At 73.7% G+C, this 19,162-nt stretch carries 17 protein-coding genes and 2 tRNA genes; 4 read left to right on the forward strand and 15 right to left on the reverse strand.

Translation table 11 applies throughout. The features are described 5' to 3' along the window. Positions 1 to 371: 371 nt before the first annotated feature. On the forward strand, positions 372 to 1,610 hold the full coding sequence (locus ACWH4W_RS00590; protein ID WP_473073898.1) for a ferric reductase-like transmembrane domain-containing protein: 1,239 nt from the start codon (positions 372 to 374) through the stop codon (positions 1,608 to 1,610). Beyond that, the gene (locus ACWH4W_RS00595) at positions 1,607 to 3,220 is read left to right on the forward strand and encodes a ferredoxin (RefSeq protein ID WP_473073899.1); all 1,614 of its coding nucleotides are present in this window, start codon (positions 1,607 to 1,609) and stop codon (positions 3,218 to 3,220) included. The genes ACWH4W_RS00590 and ACWH4W_RS00595 overlap by 4 nt, the downstream gene beginning before the upstream one ends. A 154-nt stretch (positions 3,221 to 3,374) precedes the next feature. Here the strand turns inward: ACWH4W_RS00595 and ACWH4W_RS00600 are convergent. The 9 genes from ACWH4W_RS00600 to ACWH4W_RS00640 all read right to left on the reverse strand — a co-directional run bounded on the left by ACWH4W_RS00600 (position 3,375) and on the right by ACWH4W_RS00640 (position 8,282). Continuing rightward, positions 3,375 to 3,447: transfer RNA gene (locus ACWH4W_RS00600), tRNA-Ala, on the reverse strand. A gap of 137 nt (positions 3,448 to 3,584) precedes the next feature. Next, positions 3,585 to 3,818 (reverse strand): hypothetical protein, encoded by a 234-nt coding sequence (locus tag ACWH4W_RS00605; protein WP_473073900.1) that lies wholly within the window; start codon positions 3,816 to 3,818, stop codon positions 3,585 to 3,587. Positions 3,819 to 3,821: 3 nt separating this feature from the next. After that, the gene (locus ACWH4W_RS00610; protein ID WP_473073901.1) at positions 3,822 to 3,995 is read right to left on the reverse strand and encodes a hypothetical protein; all 174 of its coding nucleotides are present in this window, start codon (positions 3,993 to 3,995) and stop codon (positions 3,822 to 3,824) included. 202 nt (positions 3,996 to 4,197) lie between these two features. Continuing rightward, positions 4,198 to 4,270: transfer RNA gene (locus tag ACWH4W_RS00615), tRNA-Ala, on the reverse strand. A 164-nt stretch (positions 4,271 to 4,434) separates the two neighbouring features. Next, positions 4,435 to 5,103, reverse strand: coding sequence for a histidine phosphatase family protein (locus ACWH4W_RS00620; protein ID WP_473073902.1), 669 nt, complete (start codon positions 5,101 to 5,103; stop codon positions 4,435 to 4,437). Next, positions 5,100 to 5,546: a ribosome silencing factor gene (gene rsfS / locus ACWH4W_RS00625; protein ID WP_473073903.1), complete on the reverse strand. Its 447-nt coding sequence runs from the start codon at positions 5,544 to 5,546 to the stop codon at positions 5,100 to 5,102. Before rsfS ends, ACWH4W_RS00620 begins: the two co-directional genes overlap by 4 nt. Positions 5,547 to 5,640: 94 nt before the next feature. Further along, complete coding sequence (locus ACWH4W_RS00630) at positions 5,641 to 7,392, reverse strand: LytR C-terminal domain-containing protein (RefSeq protein WP_473073904.1); 1,752 nt, start codon at positions 7,390 to 7,392, stop codon at positions 5,641 to 5,643. A gap of 16 nt (positions 7,393 to 7,408) precedes the next feature. Further along, positions 7,409 to 8,047, reverse strand: coding sequence for a nicotinate-nucleotide adenylyltransferase (gene nadD / locus ACWH4W_RS00635; RefSeq protein WP_473073905.1), 639 nt, complete (start codon positions 8,045 to 8,047; stop codon positions 7,409 to 7,411). Between the two features lie 70 nt (positions 8,048 to 8,117). Then, on the reverse strand, positions 8,118 to 8,282 hold the full coding sequence (locus ACWH4W_RS00640) for a hypothetical protein (protein WP_473073906.1): 165 nt from the start codon (positions 8,280 to 8,282) through the stop codon (positions 8,118 to 8,120). A 377-nt stretch (positions 8,283 to 8,659) separates the two neighbouring features. On the opposite strand from ACWH4W_RS00640, the gene ACWH4W_RS00645 reads away from it, so the two are divergent. Next, on the forward strand, positions 8,660 to 9,766 hold the full coding sequence (locus tag ACWH4W_RS00645) for a M48 family metallopeptidase (protein WP_473073907.1): 1,107 nt from the start codon (positions 8,660 to 8,662) through the stop codon (positions 9,764 to 9,766). Positions 9,767 to 10,156: 390 nt separating this feature from the next. Here the strand turns inward: ACWH4W_RS00645 and ACWH4W_RS00650 are convergent, their stop codons facing one another. The 5 genes from ACWH4W_RS00650 to proB form a co-directional block, all read right to left on the reverse strand. Beyond that, positions 10,157 to 11,233: an SCO2583 family membrane protein gene (locus ACWH4W_RS00650; protein WP_473073908.1), complete on the reverse strand. Its 1,077-nt coding sequence runs from the start codon at positions 11,231 to 11,233 to the stop codon at positions 10,157 to 10,159. Positions 11,234 to 11,320: 87 nt separating this feature from the next. Next, entirely contained in the window at positions 11,321 to 11,872 is a 552-nt protein-coding gene (locus ACWH4W_RS00655) for an SCO2584 family spore wall biosynthesis protein (RefSeq protein WP_473073909.1), read from the reverse strand. Positions 11,873 to 11,974: 102 nt separating this feature from the next. Beyond that, on the reverse strand, positions 11,975 to 13,261 hold the full coding sequence (locus ACWH4W_RS00660) for a glutamate-5-semialdehyde dehydrogenase (RefSeq protein WP_473073910.1): 1,287 nt from the start codon (positions 13,259 to 13,261) through the stop codon (positions 11,975 to 11,977). A gap of 105 nt (positions 13,262 to 13,366) precedes the next feature. Next, positions 13,367 to 13,837 (reverse strand): hypothetical protein, encoded by a 471-nt coding sequence (locus tag ACWH4W_RS00665; protein ID WP_473073911.1) that lies wholly within the window; start codon positions 13,835 to 13,837, stop codon positions 13,367 to 13,369. Between the two features lie 132 nt (positions 13,838 to 13,969). After that, on the reverse strand, positions 13,970 to 15,076 hold the full coding sequence (gene proB / locus ACWH4W_RS00670) for a glutamate 5-kinase (RefSeq protein ID WP_473077376.1): 1,107 nt from the start codon (positions 15,074 to 15,076) through the stop codon (positions 13,970 to 13,972). A 275-nt stretch (positions 15,077 to 15,351) separates the two neighbouring features. Here proB and ACWH4W_RS00675 point away from each other — a divergent pair, with 275 nt between their 5' ends. After that, the gene (locus ACWH4W_RS00675; protein ID WP_473073912.1) at positions 15,352 to 17,478 is read left to right on the forward strand and encodes a hypothetical protein; all 2,127 of its coding nucleotides are present in this window, start codon (positions 15,352 to 15,354) and stop codon (positions 17,476 to 17,478) included. A gap of 19 nt (positions 17,479 to 17,497) precedes the next feature. Here the strand turns inward: ACWH4W_RS00675 and ACWH4W_RS00680 are convergent, their stop codons facing one another. Then, the gene (locus ACWH4W_RS00680; protein WP_473077377.1) at positions 17,498 to 19,063 is read right to left on the reverse strand and encodes a phosphodiester glycosidase family protein; all 1,566 of its coding nucleotides are present in this window, start codon (positions 19,061 to 19,063) and stop codon (positions 17,498 to 17,500) included. Positions 19,064 to 19,162: the final 99 nt, after the last annotated feature.

Here is a 19,162-nt window from a genome sequence, read left to right on the forward strand (position 1 = left end):
CGGTCGGGACTGATCAGCGCGGCTCGCTAAGCAGAAGGCGTACGGCACGCATGCGGTCAGGGTACCGCAGGGACGGATCCGGCCGCGACGCTCTTCCCCGGCGCACCGAACGAGGGGCAGGGGTTACTTCGCGTAACAACTCCTAAGGGGCAACACAACAGCCTCATTGTCTTTTGATAACAGCGCAATAACTCAAACCCGGTACTGACGGGTACGCCGAGGCTTAGAGTGCGGCAGCGGGACCGCTTTACCGAACCGTTCGGAGTTGCCCCCATGAACCCTCGTCCACTCGGCAGCCCACCCCCCGCCCGGGGCAGGTCGGCTGCGGCTCCGTCGTACCCGCTGTGCGTCCGGACGTCCGGAGGTGCGTCGTGAGGCCGGACGACAGCACGGCGGACGACTGGTTCGTCGACTTCCTCGACTTCGGTGTCGGCGTCCTGGCGCTGGTCTGCCTCAGCTGCTCCGTGATCTGGGGACTCGTGGCGCAGGACCGGATCCTGCTCGGCCCCCGGCAGCGGATCCTCGCGCAGGCGGTGCACCGCACCACGGCGGTCGCGGCCGTCGTCTTCCTGCTGATCCACGTCGTCGTCAAGCTGGCGCTGGACCACACCACGTGGATCGCCGCCGTGCTCCCCTTCGGGCTCGTCCTCACCGACGACGAGGCCGTCATGGGACGCGGCTTCCTGATCGGCCTGGGCACCCTGGCCGGCCTGCTGATGGTCTTCGTCGCGATCACGGGCGTCCTGCGCAACCGCTTCGCCTCCCCCGCGGAGGTCGCCGCCCGCTGGCGCGCGGTGCACATGCTGGCCTATCCGGCCTGGTGCGCGGCGCTGGTGCACGGCCTCTACGCGGGTCGAGCGGCCAAGCCGGTCTTCATGATCCTGTACGGCCTGTCGCTGCTCGGCGTGTTCGCGGCCCTGATGCTGCGGGCCTCCCCGCGCCCGGTCAAGCGCAAGGTGGCCGACCGCCTCACCTCCCTGCTGGGCCTCACCGGCCGGCAGCCGGTCCGCGACCGGCCGGCCGAGGCCGGAGCGCGCGACGCCGAGTCGGGCCTGTCCGGTCACGGCGGCGGGAACGCCCAGGACGCCAGGCGGTCGTACTCCGGCCGCCCGTCGTTCGACGCCTCCGGCCCCACGCCGGCTCCGGAACCGGCGCACGGCTTCGCGGCCGCCTACCGCGCGGTGTCCACGCCTCCCCGGCCGTCCGCGGCGCGGGGCCCGTTCCCGGACGCCACCGCCCGCATGGAGATGCCGGACCTGCGGGCCACGGAGGCGATGCCCCGCGTGGAGACGCCCTCCAGCACCTCGGGCAGCTGGCCGGTCCCGTCCCCGCCGCCGGTCGGCGAGGCCCCGCCGTCGGCGTACGACCCGCTCGACGACACCGGATACACCGTCCCGGTCCATGACAATCCGGTCGCCTCCGGCTACGGGTCGAGTGATGTGTACGACACCGCTGAGACGAACACGCTCCACGGCACGTACAACCCGGATGACACGTACAACAGCGGTCCCGCCAATGAACCAACCCCCGGTGCACCCCCGTCGGCCTACGACTTCGGCGCACCGGGTCCGGGCGAACCTTGGAACACGCCTTCCGGAGGCTTTAAGTGAACGAGGCCCTGCCCGACGTCCCTGAAGTCCGCGTCGTAGGGCTTCCCCAGCTCACGTCGGGTTTCGACCTTGTCGACCGGCTCGACCTGCAGATGCACCTCAAGGTGCACGGGCCGCTCGAGCCCCTGGGCGGCGAGCAGCTCGCGCAGCTCGCCGAACGCATCAACCTCAGGGGCCGCGGCGGCGCGGGCTTCCCCTTCCACAAGAAGCTGCGCGCGGTCGCCGAATCGGCGATCAAGCGCGGCGTCCGGCCGGTCGTCGTCGTCAACGGCAGCGAGGACGAACCGGCCTGCCGCAAGGACACGGTGCTCATCAACCGCGCACCCCATCTCATCCTCGACGGCGCGCTGCTGTGCGCCGAGGCCATGGGCGCCCGCACGCTCGTGGTGGGGGTCACCCGCGAGTCCACCCAGCGCTCGATGGAACAGGCGCTCGCCGAGCGCGGCCTGAGCAACGGCCGCCGCTCGGTGCTGCGCGCCCGGGTGCAGCGCAACCCGGTGCGCATGGTGACGGGAGCCGCGGCCTCCCTGATCCGCTCCATCGACGGCGGCCCGGCCATCCCCCCGGGCCGCAAGACCAGCGCCTCCAGGAGCGGCGTGGGCGGCGCGCCCACGCTGCTGTCCAACGCCGAGACGTTCGCCCAGCTCGCCATCGCCGCCCGCATCGGCCCGGAGCGCTACGGCAACACCGGCCTGTACGACGAGCCGGGCACCGTGATGCTCACGGTGTCCGGGGCGGTGGCCCGCCCGATGGTGATCGAGGTGCCGACCGGCGTGCCGCTGCGCTACGTGCTCCAGCTGGCCGGCGCCCCGCCGGTCCCGCAGGGCGTGCTGACGGGCGGCTACCACGGCAAGTGGATCGACGCGGCGACCGTGAACGAGGCGATCGTCTCCCGCAACTCGCTGGACGCGGTGGGCGGTTCGCTGGGCGCGGGCGCCATCCTGCCGATCAGTCAGGACACCTGCCCGCTGGGCGAGTCGCTGATGGTGGCCAAGTGGCTGGCGCAGGAGAGCGCCAACCAGTGCGGCCCCTGCTACCTGGGGCTCCCGGCCGCCGCGCGCGGCCTGGAGGACATCCTGGGCGGCGGCGGTCCGGCCGCGTTCGAGGCGGTCAGGCAGGTCGCCAAGAACGTGAAGCGGCGCGGCGCCTGTTCGCACCCGGACGGCTCCGCGATGTTCCTGGAGTCCACCCTCAGGGCGTTCACCGACGACGTCGCGGCCCATGCCCTCGGCAACGGCTGCGGACGGCCCGTGGCGGGTGTGCTGCCGCTCTTCGAGGGGGGCGCGGCCCCGACGGGCATCCCGGGCGGCGAGGACGAGGAGAAGAACGGCCCCAGCCGTCAGAAGATCTTCGTCGACTGGACGCTGTGCCGGGGCCACGGACTGTGCGCGGACATCCTCCCGGAGGTGTTCCAGCTCGGCGCGGACGGCTTCCCCACGGTGGCTCAGGCGCAGGTGCCGCGTCACGCCGAGGCGAAGGCGCTGCGCGCGGTGCGCCGCTGCCCGGCGCTGGCCCTGCGCGTCGAGGAATCGGCCCCGCAGGCGAAGGCGCCGTCCCGGAACCTCCCGGTGCTCTCCCCGGGACGCGGCAGGCGCGCCCTGGGGCGCTGACGGAAGCCTTACGCAGCCGGCCCTCTCCGGCGGTCCGTCGGGCCCGGACCGCCGGAGAGGGCCGTTCCCGTCCCCTGGGCGCGGGCGGCCCGGGAAGGCGCGCACAACGACCGAGGGCGGACCATCCGTTCGGATGGTCCGCCCTCGACTTCTGTGGAGCTAAGGAGAATTGAACTCCTGACCTCCTGCATGCCATGCAGGCGCTCTACCAACTGAGCTATAGCCCCTTGCGGTGTCCCCCGGGTCTCCCCGGCGGCGACGCCAACTTTACACGGTCCCCCCGGCCCAACACCAAATCGGTTTCGCTTCGGCCGGTTCCGCCCGGAACGCCCCCCCGGAGGGGCGCTCCCACGCCGTCAGGCACTCACGCCGTCACGAACGAGTAGAAGCGTTTGAGGGTGCAGTGCTCCTCCAGCAGCCGGCCGTAGATCGGCTCCCCCTCGAGTTCCCGGTACGTCTCGATGGGGTCGCCTTTTATGATCAGCGCCCGCGCGCACTCCTCGCACCAGTACTGGTAGTCGGTGTTGATCGGCTCCATGTCGCGGACGATCGGCGTGCCGCTGCCGCACCAGTCGCACTTCCGCCTGTGTGCACCCATCGGTCAGCTCCGGCTGTGGCCGCGGGCCGTGCACGCGTAGGAGGTCCCGCCGTGGTCGCCGAGCACCTGGGCAACGTGCGCGGAACCGCAGGAAGGGCAGCCGAGACGGGTGGAGGTCCGTCGGGTCGACACCGCTCCGAAGAGGTGGTCGACCTCCTCGAGGATGCTCGCAGGCATCACAACTCCCTCCCGTCGGGCCGCGCCCCCTTCCGGTCGTTTGATTCTGCCACGACCGGGCCAATACGGTCAGCGACGCCGTGGTACCGGTAGGGACACGGCTGTACGTCTCGTAGAGGTGTACGTCGGAGAACGCCGCCGCGCTCATCCGCGGACGACAAAAGATCCCGCCTCCGCGGAGGGAGACGGGATCTTCACCATGTGGAGCTAAGGAGAATTGAACTCCTGACCTCCTGCATGCCATGCAGGCGCTCTACCAACTGAGCTATAGCCCCTGGCCGCCACGTGAAGTGACTTCCTGGTTTCGCCCCGCTCGGCGGGGCGAACAAGAAGAACTTTAGCCTGCGACCTGCCAGAAAGTGAAATCCGGGGCCGGGGCGCCCCTGGGCGGGTCGCACGGCCGCCGCCGGACGGCCCCGGCGGCGGGCCACGGCCGTCCTCAGTCGTCGTCGCCGAGCACCGGCTCCGGCAGGCTGCCGGCGTTGTGCTCCAGCAGCCGCCAGCCCCGGGCGCCCTCGCCGAGGACGGACCAACAGCAGTTGGTGAGACCGCCCAGGCTCTCCCAGCTGCGCGCGTCGAGGCCGAGCAGCCGGCCGATGGTGGTGCGGATGGTCCCGCCGTGGCTGACGACCACGAGCGTGCCGTCCTCCGGGAGCTTCTCGGCGTGCCGCAGCACCACGGGGGCGGCGCGGTCGGCGACCTCGGTCTCCAGTTCGCCGCCGCCGCGGCGGACCGGCTCGCCGCGCTTCCACGCGGCGTACTCCTCGCCGTACCGGGCGATGATCTCGTCGTGCGTCAGGCCCTGCCAGACGCCCGCGTAGGTCTCCCGCAGGGCCTCCTCGTGGACGACGTCCAGGCCGGTGAGCGCGGCCAGCTCGGCGGCGGTGGCGGCGGCGCGCCTCAGGTCGGAGGCGATGATCGCGTCAGGCCTGAGGCCCGCCAGCAGGCGGGCGGCCCGGCGGGCCTGGGCGACGCCGGTCCCGGTCAGCTCGACGTCCGTGGTGCCCTGGAAGCGGCGCTCCACGTTCCACAGGGTCTGGCCGTGCCGCCAGAGGATGATGCGGCGGCCCCGGCGGGCGGAGCCGCCCACCTCACCGGTGGCGCTCATCCCCACTCACCGCCCGGCTCCGTCGCCTCCTCGGCCTCCTGGAGCCTGGCGTGCTCGGCGGCCTTGCCGCGGGTGGCCTTGGCCTCCTCGGGGAGGTCCAGCTCGGGGCAGTCCTTCCACAGCCGCTCCAGGGCGTAGAAGACCCGCTCCTCGCTGTGCTGGACGTGGACGACGATGTCGACGTAGTCGAGCAGCACCCAGCGGGCCTCGCGGTCGCCCTCGCGGCGGACCGGCTTGGCGCCGAGCTCCTTGCTCAGCCGCTCCTCGATCTCGTCGACGATCGACTTGACCTGGCGGTCGTTCGGCGCGGAGGCCAGCAGGAATGCGTCGGTGATGGACAGCACGTCACTGACGTCGTAGGCGACGATGTCGTGCGCGAGCTTGTCGGCGGCCGCCTGGGCTGCGGTGTTGACGAGCTCGATGGAACGGTCGGTTGCGGTCACTGCACGGCTTTCGGTCGGCGGTCACTTGTCCTCAAGGGTCTCACGGACCGCCGGGCGCACCCCACGTGAAGGACGCGGGGTGCGCCTCTGCTCACTACGAGCCGGGGTCGTAGTCCTGGCCGAGGACCACCGCCACGCGCGCGTTGCCGGAGATCTCGCCCTTGGTGACGGCGTCGGCGGGCAGGCCCAGGGTCTTGGCGACCTCGGTGGCGTTCTCCTTCTCCGCGGGGTCGGCGTAGACGACCTCGGAGGTGGCCTCGGCGGAGCCGGCGGTGCCGCCCTCCAGGAAGGTGAAGCCGCCGTTGAGGAGCACCACGCGGGCCTTCTCGGCGGTGTCCTTGTCGCCGGTGGCGTTGCGCACGGAGACGGTGACCGCGGCGTCCCGGTCGGGGCTCTTGGCGGTGCCGCCGAGGACGTCCCGGACCACGCTGTCGCTCGTCTCGGCGGTGAGCGTGCCGTCCTCCTCGACGGGGAGCAGCGTCGTGCGGTGGTCGCCGCCCTTGGCGAGGTCGGAGAGCTCCGCGAGGAAGGCGCCGAGGTCCGCGTCGGTCAGCGGCGGCTCGATGATCTGGCCGAGGGTCTGGACGGTGACCGTGGCGGCGTCCGGGTCGGAGGTCATCTTGCGCAGCACGCCGTGCAGCACCTGGCCGAACCGCTCCAGCTGGGCGTTCTGGTCCTCGCCCGGGGCGCGGTGGGTGGCGTAGGCGACGGCCGCCTTGCCGCCGAGGGTCTGGCCCTTGCCCTTCCTGACCAGCGGCGCCTGGCCCTTCTTCTTGGCGTCCGGGTCGGGCACGTCGGTGTCGGTGTCGACCTCGATGTTGCCGACCAGGTCGACGAGGGTGAGCAGGAACGGGGTGTCCAGCCGCCAGGTGCCCTCGATGTCGGTGCCGAGGACGGTGTCGAGGGCGGTCCTGGTGCCCTCGGAGCCGTCGTCCTCGACGGACTTGGCGAGCGTGGTGGTGGTGCCGTCCTCGGCGGTGAGGGCGAGGGAGTTGGGCAGCAGCACCGTGGTGCCCTGCCGGGTGGTGGTGTTGTCGACGAGCAGCGCGGTGGAGGTTCCGCCGTTCTCGGTGTCGTGCAGGTGGACGACGAGCACGTCCCGCTTCTGCGCGCCCGCGGCGGCGGTGGTGCCGGCGCCCGTGCCGGAGCCGGAGAGTCCGGGCAGCTTCCCGGCGTACCAGAGGTAGCCGACGCCGCCGGCGACGACCAGCGCGAACACCACGGTGAGGGCGATGATCCGGCTGCGGGCGCGGCGCCGGGCCTCCTCGCGGCGCTCGGTGCGGTTCTCGGTGAACTTGAGCCAGTCGATGACGTCCTCGGAGTCGTCGTCGGGCTCCTCGACGAAGGCGAACTGCTCGGTGCGGTAGTCGGGGGCCGAGTCGGAGTCGTCGGTCCCGTCGTCCACCGGGCCGGCCTGCTGAGGGATGTGCGCGGTCTGCTCCGCGGGGTGGCCGGACTGCTCCGGTATGTGCGCCGTCCGCTCGGTCACCCGGGGCTGCTGTCCGGTGCCGGCGCCCTGCCCGTAGGGGTCGTGGACGGGCTGCTGCTGGTAGGCGTCGTAGTCGTAGGAGCCGTAGGAGGGGGCCTGCTGCTGCGGGGGCACGGAGACGCCGCCGCCGTTCCCGTACGGGTCGTACGGCTGCTGCTGATGGCCGCCCGTGGCGTACGGGTCGTAGCCGTACCCCTGGTGCTCCTGCTGTCCCTGCTGCCCGTAGGGGTCGTACTGCTGGGCCTGCTGCGTCTGCTGGTCGGCGGCCTGGCGGTAGACCGGCCGGCCGTACTCGTCGTAGCCGACGAGCTCGTACGGACCCCCGTCGCCGTACCCCGCGTCGTATCCGTCGTTCACCGGTGCCCCTCTCGGCTCACTCGCCGCGGTACAGCTGACGCTTGGCGATGTAGCGCACGACGCCGTCCGGCACCAGGTACCAGACGGGGTCTCCCTTGGCGACTCTCGCACGGCAGTCCGTGGAGGAGATGGCGAGGGCCGGGACCTCCACGAGCGAGACACCGCCCTCGGGCAGGCCGGCGTCGGTCAGGTGGTGGCCGGGCCGGGTCACGCCGATGAAGTGTGCCAGGGAGAACAGTTCCTCGCTGTCGCGCCAGGTCAGGATCTGGGCGAGGGCGTCGGCGCCGGTGATGAAGAACAGGTCCGTGTCCGGGTTGAGCGCGTCGAGGTCGCGCAGGGTGTCCACGGTGTAGGTGGGTCCGCCGCGGTCGATGTCGATGCGGCTCACCGAGAACTGCGGGTTCTCGGCGGTGGCGATGACCGTCATCAGGTAACGGTCCTCGGCGGGCGAGACCGCGCGGTGGCTCTTCTGCCACGGCTGGCCGGTGGGGACGAAGACCACCTCGTCGAGGTGGAACTGCGCGGCCACCTCGCTGGCCGCCACCAGGTGCCCGTGGTGGATCGGGTCGAAAGTGCCGCCCATGACGCCCAGACGGCGCTTGCCCCGCTCGCCCGGGACGGTGCCGGGGCCGGTAGGCATGTCCTGCTCTCCCATGCGTGCAGACCCTACCGGCCCGGCCCGCGGGCTCCGTCGGCCAGTGCCCCGGAGGCGGGGACCCGGCGGTTCAGCGGTCGCGGTTGAAGCGGGTGGTGATCCACAGCAGGAGCAGCAGCGCGAGCAGGGCACCGCCGCCCGTGACCAAGGGATTGAGGCTCTGGTGGTTGCCGCCGTGCTCTCCGCCCTCGGCGGCGAGCGTGACCATCTGGACAGCGGTGCTGGGGAAGCTCATCTTCGGCAGGACCTATCGCGTGTGGGCGGGACAAAGACGTGGGCTCATCGTATGCGGGCGGCTTCACGGCGATCACGCCGACTCCGCCGTTGCGGGCGGGCGGCGTCCGGCGCGGCCGTCCTGGCGCGGGGAGGCGACCGTTGCCCGGCGCCCGGTCGTCCTGGCGCGGGGAGGCAACCGTTGCCCGGCGCCCGGTCGTCCTGGCGCGGGGAGGCAACCGTTGCCCGGCGCCCGGTCGTCCTTCCGCGTGGAGCCGCACGGAGCGGCCGTCCCTCCTGCCCGCGCACGGAATCTCCGCCTAGGCTGGGTTCCGCCACGGGGGAGCGAAGGGCCGCACCGGCGACCGCACAGGTCACTCAGACGCACATGGGGGATACATGTCCGACGGCCACCAGCACAACGGGCACGAGAGGGTGCCCGGCAGGCAGCGCAGGCGTTTCCCCGGAATCTCCTCGCGTGCGTACGAACACCCCGCCGACCGTTCCGCGCTGGTGGCGCTGCGGAAGCTGAGCGGGTTCGACACGGTCTTCAAGGCGCTCAGCGGGCTGCTGCCCGAGCGCAGTCTGCGGCTGCTGTTCCTGTCCGACTCGGTACGGGTCTCGGACCGGCAGTTCGCCCACCTCAACGACATGCTGCGGGACGCCTGCTACATCCTGGACCTGGAGAAGGTCCCGCCGATGTACGTCAACCAGGACCCGAACCCCAACGCGATGTGCATCGGCCTCGACGAGCCGATCATCGTGGTGACCACGGGTCTGGTGGAGCTGCTCGACGAGGAGGAGATGCGGGCGGTCGTCGGGCACGAGGTCGGGCACGCGCTGTCCGGTCACTCGGTCTACCGGACGGTCCTGCTGTTCCTGACGTCGCTCGCGGTCCGGGTGGCCTGGATCCCGCTGGGCAACGTGGCGATCATGGCGATCGTCACCGCGCTGCGGGAGTGGTTCCGCAAGTCGGAGCTGTCCGCGGACCGCGCGGGACTGCTGGTCGGCCAGGACCCCCAGGCGTCGATGCGCGGCCTGATGAAGATCGCGGGCGGCAACCACCTGCACGAGATGAACGTGGACGCGTTCCTGGAGCAGGCCGAGGAGTACGAGTCGGGCGGGGACCTGCGCGACTCCGTGCTGAAGATCCTGAACGTGCTGCCGCGCTCGCACCCGTTCACCACGGTGCGGGCGGCCGAGCTGAAGAAGTGGGCGGCCTCCCGCGAGTACCAGCGGATCATGGACGGCCACTACCCTCGCCGCGAGGAGGACAAGGACGCGTCGGTGCGGGACTCCTGGCGGGAGTCGGCGAGCACCTACGCCGGCGAGGTGCGGACCTCCAAGGACCCGCTGATGAAGCTGGTCAGCGACATCGCGGGCGGCGCGGGCGACCTGGGCGACCGGGTCCGCCGCGGCTTCGGCGGCTTCACCGGCCCGAAGCAGGGCCCGTCCTCCCGCCCGGACCCCGACGACGACCGGAACCCGCCGCGCGACGAGGCGTGAGCCGGGGGACGCGGCGCGGGATCCGCGCCGCGTCCCCCGGCACGACGGCCGGGCAGGCGCGCCTGTGCGACCGGGACGCATCGCCGCACGGCGGCTCGGCGGGCGCGCGCCGCGCATGGTTCACGGTTGATGCGCCGTCGCGTCCGGACGCCGCCCCGGCGGGCGCGGCGCCTGACCGGCCACCCTGGCGCGGGGCCGCGTCCGCCTCCGCCCGGCGCGCGGCGTCCGACCGGCCGCGCGCCGGCCGCTCACAGCCGCCACGGAGTCGCCTCCCCGGCCCCGCCCGGCGCCCCCGGTGCCGACTGACCGCTCACAGCCGGCACGCCGGCGTCTCCGGGCGCTCGGTCAGGCGGGCGCGTAGCGACTCTGGGCCGGCGTCCTGTCCTCCGCTCACAGCTGTGGCTGGGCCGCCCGGGAGAGCGTGCCGCAGAGGGCCGGGGCCGTGGTGTCGGGGGCGTAGGGGTCGGTGCCGGGCGGGGTCGTGCGGTCGGCGCGTTGGCCGGCGAGGAGGGGGTGGAGGCGGGGGGCCGGGTCCAGGGCGCAGGACTGGGGGCCCGCCTGGACGTGGGAGAGGACCAGTTCCGCCCGGTGCAGCCGCAGGTCCTCGCGGTCGAAGCGGAACCGCAGCTCGCGGCGGACGGTGAACAGCGACGCCTCCGCGTCCCGGCCCGCGCCGGCCGGGCGCAGCGCGTAGACGACGGTGTGGTCGGTGGTGACCTCCAGCGTCCCGGAGTCGGCCTCGGCGGCCTGGAGGGTGCCCCGGGCCCGGATGTGCGGGTCGGCCAGTTCGACCCGGGTGGGGTCGAAGCGGACCAGCCATCCGGTGACCGCGTGCCGTCCGTCGGCGGCGGGCCGGTCGACGCTCTCGTCGAACTGCTCCTGCTGGCGGGAGTCGAGCAGCACCCGCACGGTCCGGGTCTCGCCGCCGGTGAGCACGGCCGGGTCGAGGGCGGACCGTATGACGTAGTCCCTCGCGGTGAGCAGGGCGGACACGACCTGGTCGGCGGAGAAGTGCGCGGTGCGCCGGGTCGGCGGGAGGGGCACGCCCTCGGCGCCGGGGCGGAACCGCGCGGCGGGACTGTGCGCGTACAGCCGCTCCACGTCGCGGGCGCCGGGCACCGGGTCCTCGGGGGCGAGGGGCACGACGGTCATCCGCAGGGGCTCGGCGGACCGCTCGGCGGCGGGCGTCCGGTAGGGGTGGCGTACGCCCATGTAGACGGCGGTGCCGAAGGCCACGGCGATCAGCAGGACCAGCACGAGGGCCTGCCGGGACAGCCCGTCGCGGCGGGCCGGCGGAAGGCGCCGCACGGCGGGCGCGTGGTCGGTGAGGCGCTCCCGCGCGGAGAACTCCTGGAGCCGTGCGGCGCGCACGAAGGTCTCGTCGAAGACGACGGACCGGTACTCGTCCTCGCCGCCTCCGGGGGCTCCCCCGGGCGTCCCCTCGGGCGGGTCCGAAGGCTCTCCCATACCTTCAGGGTAGGTCCGGCGGGGCGCCCGTAAACGCCCGTCGGCGATCCGGCCCGTGACAGGTTCCCACCACGCCGCGGGCCGCCCTCAGGGGCCGCCGGTGGGGAGCACCGGGACGGCCGGCCGGGAGTGGTCGGCCGACGCGGAGGGCGCGGCGGCGCCCTGGCCGACCCCGGTGGTGGCGGGCGGCGGGGCGGGGTCCTGGCGCTGCGCGGAGCCGCCCCGGTAGACCGCGGAGAAGGCGAGCGCGACCATGCCGACGCCCATCAGCAGGGTCAGCATCCAGGCGACCGGCCGGCGCCAGCGGACCTGTCTGCCGTAGGGGGAGCCGTGGCCGGACTCCAGGACGTCGGCGTCCTCGTCGTCGGGGTGATGGCCGTCGGCGCCCCGGTAGCCACTGTGGCCGTCGTCGTGCCGCCGGGCACGGGCGCGGTGGGCCTCGGCCTCGGAGGCCTCGGCTCTGGCCTGCGCGGCGGCCAGGAGGCGCTCCACGGCGGTCGGCTCGTGCACCGCGGCCGCCTGGACGAAGGCCTCGTCGAAGACCACGGAGGCGAACTCTTCGTCCGACACCCCGCGGTCGTGGTCGTCGTCGGGCTTCCAGCCGTCCGGGAACGGCGTGCCCCCCACGTCCTCCGGCACGGATCCAGAGTAGACCTGGTGGGTCAATTTGGGCAGACCGTACGGAAATCCGTCCGCCCGCCGGACACCGCCCCGCGAAGGCGTCCCCGCGGGGCGCGCCGGTCAGCGCCGGGTGTGGCCGTCGCCGGTGACGATGTACTTCGTGCTGGTCAGCTCGGGCAGACCCATGGGACCGCGGGCGTGCAGCTTCTGCGTGGAGATGCCGATCTCCGCGCCGAAGCCGAACTGGCCGCCGTCGGTGAACCGGGTGGAGGCGTTCACCGCGACCGTGGTGGAGTCCACCAGCTGGGTGAACCGGCGGGCGGCCTGCTGGGAGCTGGTGACGATGGCCTCGGTGTGGCCGGAGGTCCACAGCCGGATGTGCTCGACCGCCCGGTCCAGGGAGTCGACCACGGCGGCGGCGATGTCGTGGGAGAGGTACTCGGTCTCCCAGTCCTCCGTGGTGGCCTCCACGACGGTGGCGCGGGAGTCCTTGGCGTACGCCATCACGCGCTCGTCGGCGTGCACGGTGACCCCGGCGTCCGCGAGGGCGTCCAGCGCGCGGGGCAGGAACTCGGCGGCGATGTCCTGGTGCACCAGCAGCGTCTCGGCGGCGTTGCACACGCCGACCCGCTGCGCCTTGGAGTTCACCAGGATCTCGACGGCCATGTCGATGTCGACGCGGGCGTCGACGTAGACGTGGCAGTTGCCGGTGCCGGTCTCGATGACGGGGACGGTGGACTCCTGCACGACGGTGTTGATCAGCGAGGCGCCGCCGCGCGGGATCAGCACGTCGACCAGGCCGCGGGCGCGCATCAGCTCGCGCACGCTGTCCCGGCTCTCCCCGGGGACCATCTGGACGGCGTCGGCGGGCAGGCCCGCGCCGTGCACGGCGTCGCGCACCACCCGCACCAGCGCGGTGTTGGAGCGGTAGGCGGAGGAGGAGCCGCGCAGCAGGACCGCGTTGCCCGACTTCAGGCAGAGGGCGGCGGCGTCGACCGTCACGTTGGGCCGGCCCTCGTAGATGATGCCGACGACGCCGAGCGGCACCCGGACCTGGCGCAGGTCGATGCCGTTGGGCAGGCTCGAGCCGCGGACGACCTCGCCGACCGGGTCGGGCAGCGCGGCCACGTCGCGCACGTCGGCGGCGACGGCGCGGACCCGCTCCGGGGTGAGGGTGAGCCGGTCGATCATGCCCTCACCGGTCCCGGCCTCGCGCGCCTTCGCCACGTCCTGGGCGTTGGCCTCGACGATCTCGTTCGTGCGGACCTCCAGCGCGTCCGCGATGGCGAGCAGCGCGTCGTCCTTGGCGGCGCGCGGCAGCGGCGCGAGGGTGGCGGCGGCGCCCTTGGCGCGGTAGGCGGCCTGGCTGACCGGGGACATCGAGTCGAACGGCGAGAGCGTGGTCATGGAAGGAAGCGTAGTGCGCGCGGCGCGCCGCGGAGGCGTTCGTTTCACACCCCGAGACGGGGACATTCACCGCCATAACGGATGTGACCGGTGGGGCGCCCGGCGCTACGGGAAGGGGTGCACCCCGACCGGGGTGGCCGGCACCGGCCCGTGTCCGGCGGCGACCCGCTGGCGGTAGGTGGCCCGGTCGATGACCTCCAGGCCCACGATCTCCCACGGCGGCAGTCCCGCGGTCCGCCGGTGCTCGCCCCACAGGCGCAGCGCCACCGCGGCCGCGTCGTGCAGGTCGCGGGCCTCCTCCCAGTAGCGGATCTCCGCGTGGTCGTCGGCGTAGCGGCTGGTCAGCAGGAAGGGATGGTCGTGGGCGAGCTGCTCCAGCGCCCGCCGGACCTCCGCGACCGGCGCGGGCTCACCGGACACGCTGAGCGTGACGTGCCACAGGCGGGGCAGGTCGCGCGCCTCGCCGCCCCGGTGCCGGTCCCCGGCCGCGACGCCGGTCAGGGCGCGTTCCTCGCCCGCCGCCCGGGGACCGCGACCACCGCGGGACACCGGTGTCCCAGGGCGCACTCGTCTCACGACGGCCTCCTTCACACGCGGACCGCCCGGGGCCGGGCGGAATGTGTCCCTGCGACAAAGTGGAGCAGGCCGTCGCGGTTCGCGGGGCGGTTTCGCGGAACGTCCACCACCGAGGGCCGACGTTCTGGCGCATTACGGATGCAGGACCACGAGATCGTCCCTGTGTACGACCTCGCGTTCGTACCCGGGGCCGAGTTCCCGGGCGAGTTCGCGGGTGGAGCGGCCCACCAGGAGGGGGATCTCCTTGGCGTCGAAGTTGACGAGCCCGCGGGCCACCGCGTGCCCCTCCCGGTCCCGCAGCTCCACCGGGTCGCCCGCGCTGAAGTCGCCCTCGACGCCCGCGATGCCGGCCGGCAGCAGCGACTTGCGGCCCTCCACGACCGCGCGCACCGCGCCGTCGTCCAGAGTGAGCGAGCCCTGCGGGGTGGAGGCGTGCTGGAGCCACAGCAGGCGGTCGGCGGAGCGGCGCCCGGTGGGGTGGAAGTAGGTGCCGGTGTCGCCGCCGCCGAGCGCCTCGGCCGCGTGGACCGCGCTGGTCAGCACCACCGGGATGCCCGCGGCGGCGGCGATCCGGGCGGCCTCGACCTTGGTGACCATGCCGCCGGTGCCGACGCCCGCCTTGCCGGCGCTGCCGATCTCCACGTGGGCGAGGTCCTCGGGCCCCCTGACCTCGGCGATCCGTGAGGTGCCGGGGCGGGACGGGTCGCCGTCGTAGACGCCGTCCACGTCGGACAGCAGCACCAGCAGGTCGGCGTGGACCAGGTGGGCGACGAGGGCGGCGAGGCGGTCGTTGTCGCCGAAGCGGATCTCGTCGGTGGCCACCGTGTCGTTCTCGTTGACGACCGGGAGGGCGCCCATCGCGAGCAGCTTGTCCAGGGTGCGGGAGGCGTTGCGGTGGTGGGCGCGGCGGCTCATGTCGTCGCTGGTCAGCAGCACCTGGCCGACGCGGACGCCGTAGCGGGCGAAGGAGGCGGTGTAGCGGGCGACCAGGAGGCCCTGGCCGACGCTGGCGGCGGCCTGCTGGCGGGCCAGGTCGCGGGGGCGGCGGCGCAGCCCCAGCGGGGCGAGTCCGGCGGCGATGGCGCCCGAGGAGACGAGGACGACCTCCCGCTCCCCGCCGCTCCTGGTCTTGGCCAGGACGTCCACGAGCGCGTCCACGCGGTCGGCGTCCAGTCCGCCCGCCGCGGTGGTCAGCGACGAGGAGCCGACCTTGACGACGATCCTGTGCGCCTCGCCCACGGTCTGCCGTGCCCCTGCCACCTTGCCGTCGCTCCCTCGGATCGGTCGTTCCACCCGCCAGGAAATCTACGCGAAGCGCGTCGAAGGACGCTCGGCGGTCCAGCCCCCGGACACGGCCGCCGGTGCGCGGAACGCCGTGCCCCGTCCGTGCGCCCCGGCGTGCGGGCACCTGTGCGACGACACCGGGCCGAGGACCGCGCGTCACACGCGTGTCGTCCGCAGGGCGACGGCCGTTAACCCCTGCGCACGTCCCTCACGACCCTGGAGCGACCGCAGTGTCCCGACCCACGTCCCGTCGGCGGTTCCGGGCGGGTGTCCGCCGGCCCCGCCTCCCGCTGCCCCGCCTGCCCGGCCGCCCCGCGCTCGCCACGGTGCTGACGGCGTCCGTCCTGGCCGGCGCCTATGCGGTGCAGGCCGTGGCGGCGCTGGCCCCGCACGTGCCGCTGCTGCTGGCCGCCACCGCCCTCTCGCTGGCCGTCGAGGGCGTGCTGTACCGCTGGCAGCGGGGCGTGCCGGCGCTGTTCGCCAAGGCGCACGCGGACGTCACCGTCCGCCATGTGCTGCGCGACCTGCTGCTGGTGGTGGGCCTGCTGCGGCTCGGCGAGCAGCACCGTGAGACGCAGTACGCGCCGCTGCTCGCCGGTCTGCTGCTCTGCTACGCCCTGCACTGCGCCATCCAGGCGGTGTCCGTGCTGGTGCGCCGCACCCGCACCCTGCCGGTGGTGACCCGCAACATCGACGCCTCCGCGCTGCGCCTCACCCCCGCCCCGCCCGCGCTGCTGCGCCGTCCCGGGCACCGGCTGCTGGTGTTCGGGCTGCCCGCGACGGCCGGGCTGACGGCGACGGCGGTGACGGACGACACGCGGTGCGCGGCGGCCGGGACCGCGCTGTCGCTGGCGCTCGCGCTGGGCGGGCTGGTGACGCTGTCGCTGCGGCTGCTGCCGGGGCGGCGGCCGGCGGGCGAGCAGGAGGTGCTCGCCTGGTTCGACGCGTGGCTGGCCGAGTACCGGCCCACGGTGGGGCTGTACTTCTCGGGCGGGCCGTCCTCCGTCTACCAGGCGGGGATGTGGCTGGAGCCGCTGGCCCGGATCGACGGCCGGCCGCTCATCGTGCTGCGCGAGCGGTCCATGGTGTCGCGGATCCCGGCGACCGACATCCCGATCGTGTGCCTGCCGAAGGTGCCCACCCTGATGCGGCTGGAGCACTCCACGCTCCAGGTGCTCATCCACCCGTCCAACTCGGGCAAGACCTCGCAGGTGCTGCGCATCCCCACCCTCAAGCACGCCTTCGTCAACCACGGGGAGAGCGACAAGCTGTCCTCGTGCAACCCGTACGCGAAGGCGTACGACGAGGTGTGGGTCGCGGGTCCGGCGGCGCGCGAGCGGTACGCGCTGGCCGAGGTCGGGGTCGAGGACAAGGACGTGGTGGAGATCGGCCGCCCGCAACTGGACGCGGTGCGCCCGTACGCGGGGCCGCCCACGGGCGCGTACACCACCGTGCTGTACGCGCCGACCTGGGAGGGCTGGGACGGCAACCCGGGCAACACCTCGGTGATCGCGGCCGGCGAGAACCTGGTGCGGGCGCTGCTCGCTGACCCCGGGGTGCGGCTGCTGTACAAGCCGCACCCGCTGACCGGCTCGGTGGACCCGCGGGCGGGCGCCGCGGACCGCCGTGTCCGGGAGCTGATCCGCGCGGCCAACCGGGCCCGCTCCCACTCGCGCCCCGCCCCGTCGAAGGAGCTGGCCGCCCGCACCGCCGAGCTGACCCGGCTGACCGCGGCGGAGTTCCGGGAGGGCGCCGACCAGGCCGAGCGGATGCTCGTCCAGTCCGCTCCCCCGCCGGGCCGCGCGGCGGCCGTGGCGCGGGCGACGGCGGCCTGGGAGGCGGCGTACTGGGCGTCGCTGCCGGAGTGGGAGCACCAGGTCGTCGTGGACGTCCGCCCCTCGCTGTACTCCTGCTTCAACGTCGCCGACCTGCTGATCAGCGACGTGTCGAGCGTGATCAGCGACTTCCTGGCGAGCGGCAAGCCGTACGCGGTGGCCAACACGGGCGGGATGTCCGAGGCGGAGTTCCGCGCGGCCTTCCCGACGGTGACGGCGGCGACCGTCCTGACCCCGGACGCGACGGGGGTGCCGGCCCTGCTGGAAGCGGTCCGGCATCCGGAGAAGGACGGTCTGGCGCAGGCGCGCGCGGACTTGAGGCTGCGGCTGCTGGGCCCGGCCGAGCCCCCGTCCCAGGAACGCTTCGCCGGGGCCGTGCGCGCCCTGTGCGCGGCGGCCGGGACGCACAGGGCGCGGATGACCGGGCGGACGGCCGCGGGAGTCCCCGGTCCACGACAGGCGCCCGCGCGGATCACGCCGCCCGCCCGGTCCGCGTCGGCCGAGTCCGGACAAGTGGCCTAGCGACGCGTCCGCCGGCGGGTCAGTCCCTGCGGGGCAGGATCAGCAGGGCGTCGCCGACAGGGCGTTCGTCGGTGGGGCCGGAGGGCGTGGTGAGCACCGTGCCGTCGACCACCATCGTGGTCGAGCCGCCGCCGTCGAGGCTGACCGCGTCGCGCAGCCCGAGCCTCTTGGCGACCTCGGCGCTCTCGCCGATGCTGAGCCCGAGGGCGTCGGCGCTGCGTCCGTGGGCGGTGACCAGCACGGTGCGGCCGGCCGCGTCCACGCCGGCCAGCGTGCGCGGATTGCGCTTGTGCGCCCAGCCGTAGTAGAAGCTCGGGTCGTCCCGGCGCACCATGCCGTCGGCGGCGGGGGTGACGTGGAGCCGTCCGTCGCGGACGAGTTCCGGGCCGGCGTTCAGGATGCCTGTCCCGGGGGAGGGCGAGACCCGGCGCCCGCGCGGGTCCAGCAGGGTCGTCCTCAGGGTCAGGTTCTCACCGGTCCCCGCGAGGTCCGACAGTTCGCTGACGCGCTGCCCGGTCGCCTGGACCGAGCTGCCGCCCGACGGGAGCGGTCCGCCGCGCGGTGAGCGCAGTTCGACGACCCGGCCCCGGGCGTCCAGCACGGCCTCGAGCCCTTCGCCCTCCGGCGTGCGCTGCCCGTAGTCGGACGTGAAGGCGACGAGTTCGTCGGCGTTGGTGCAGGTCACGTCGTGCAGCGGCCGGGAGGTCGGGGTGTCGCCCACGGATCCGCCGCAGTTCCGGATCAGACCCGGAACCCGGTTGAGGCCGCTCAGAGGCAGCGCGGTGTCCCCGCCGACGACGTGCCCCTCCCACGTGTACCGGGTGATCTCCGTCCGCCGCCCGTCCTCGTGGACCACCAGACTGGGACGCCCGCTCACCGGCTCACTCAGCAGGCGCCCGTCGTACACGCCCGTGCCGGCGGGATCCCCGGGCGCGCCCGCGTCCGGGTCGAAGACGAAGAACCCGGCGTTGACCGCCGCGACGGCGCCGGCCTCGTCCGCCAGCTCGCTGGTCGTCTCGCTGTTCTCCAGGTCCGGGCCGTACGACGCCCGGAGGCTCCCGCGGAACCGGCTCGGGTCGATCGTGAGCACGTCGACGCGCCACGGGCCGCCGGCCGCGACGTCACCGTCCCAGCCCGTGTACACGACGGTCCCCGCGTACCCGGCCGCCTTCAGCCGTGCGCGCTCGGACGCCGCGGCGGACTGCGAGCCGAACGATCCGACGCGGACCCGCCACCCCAGCGTGCCTCCGGCGTAATCGGCCGTCATCGGTGTCGTCACCTGCTCGGCCCGGGCCTGGAAACCGTCCCGCTCCAGGTCGGCCGCCCACTCGGTGGCGCTCGGCTCGTCCTTCAGGACGGTCAGCGGCGCGTCGGGGTCCGGTGAGGTGTCACCGCCCGGAACGGCGACCTCGACCGTCCAGCGAAGCGCCGGGTCCTTGGCGCCGCGGACGATGCGGGTGAGGGTGACGCCGGGCTGCACGGTCCGTGTGGTGCGGGTCTCCTTCAGGCCTGAGGGCCCCAGCGGCAGGGCGTTCTCCCCCTGCTTCGCGGCTGAGGACGCCTGCAGGGACGGCACGTTCACCATGACGACGACGCCGATGGCTATGGCGACGCCCGCGCCGCACAGTCTCTTGATCATCTGCACCAACTGGAGAAAAGGAACGAATGGGGGGACCGCGCCCTT

It is taken from the genome of Streptomyces sp. DSM 120436, from assembly GCF_055778765.1.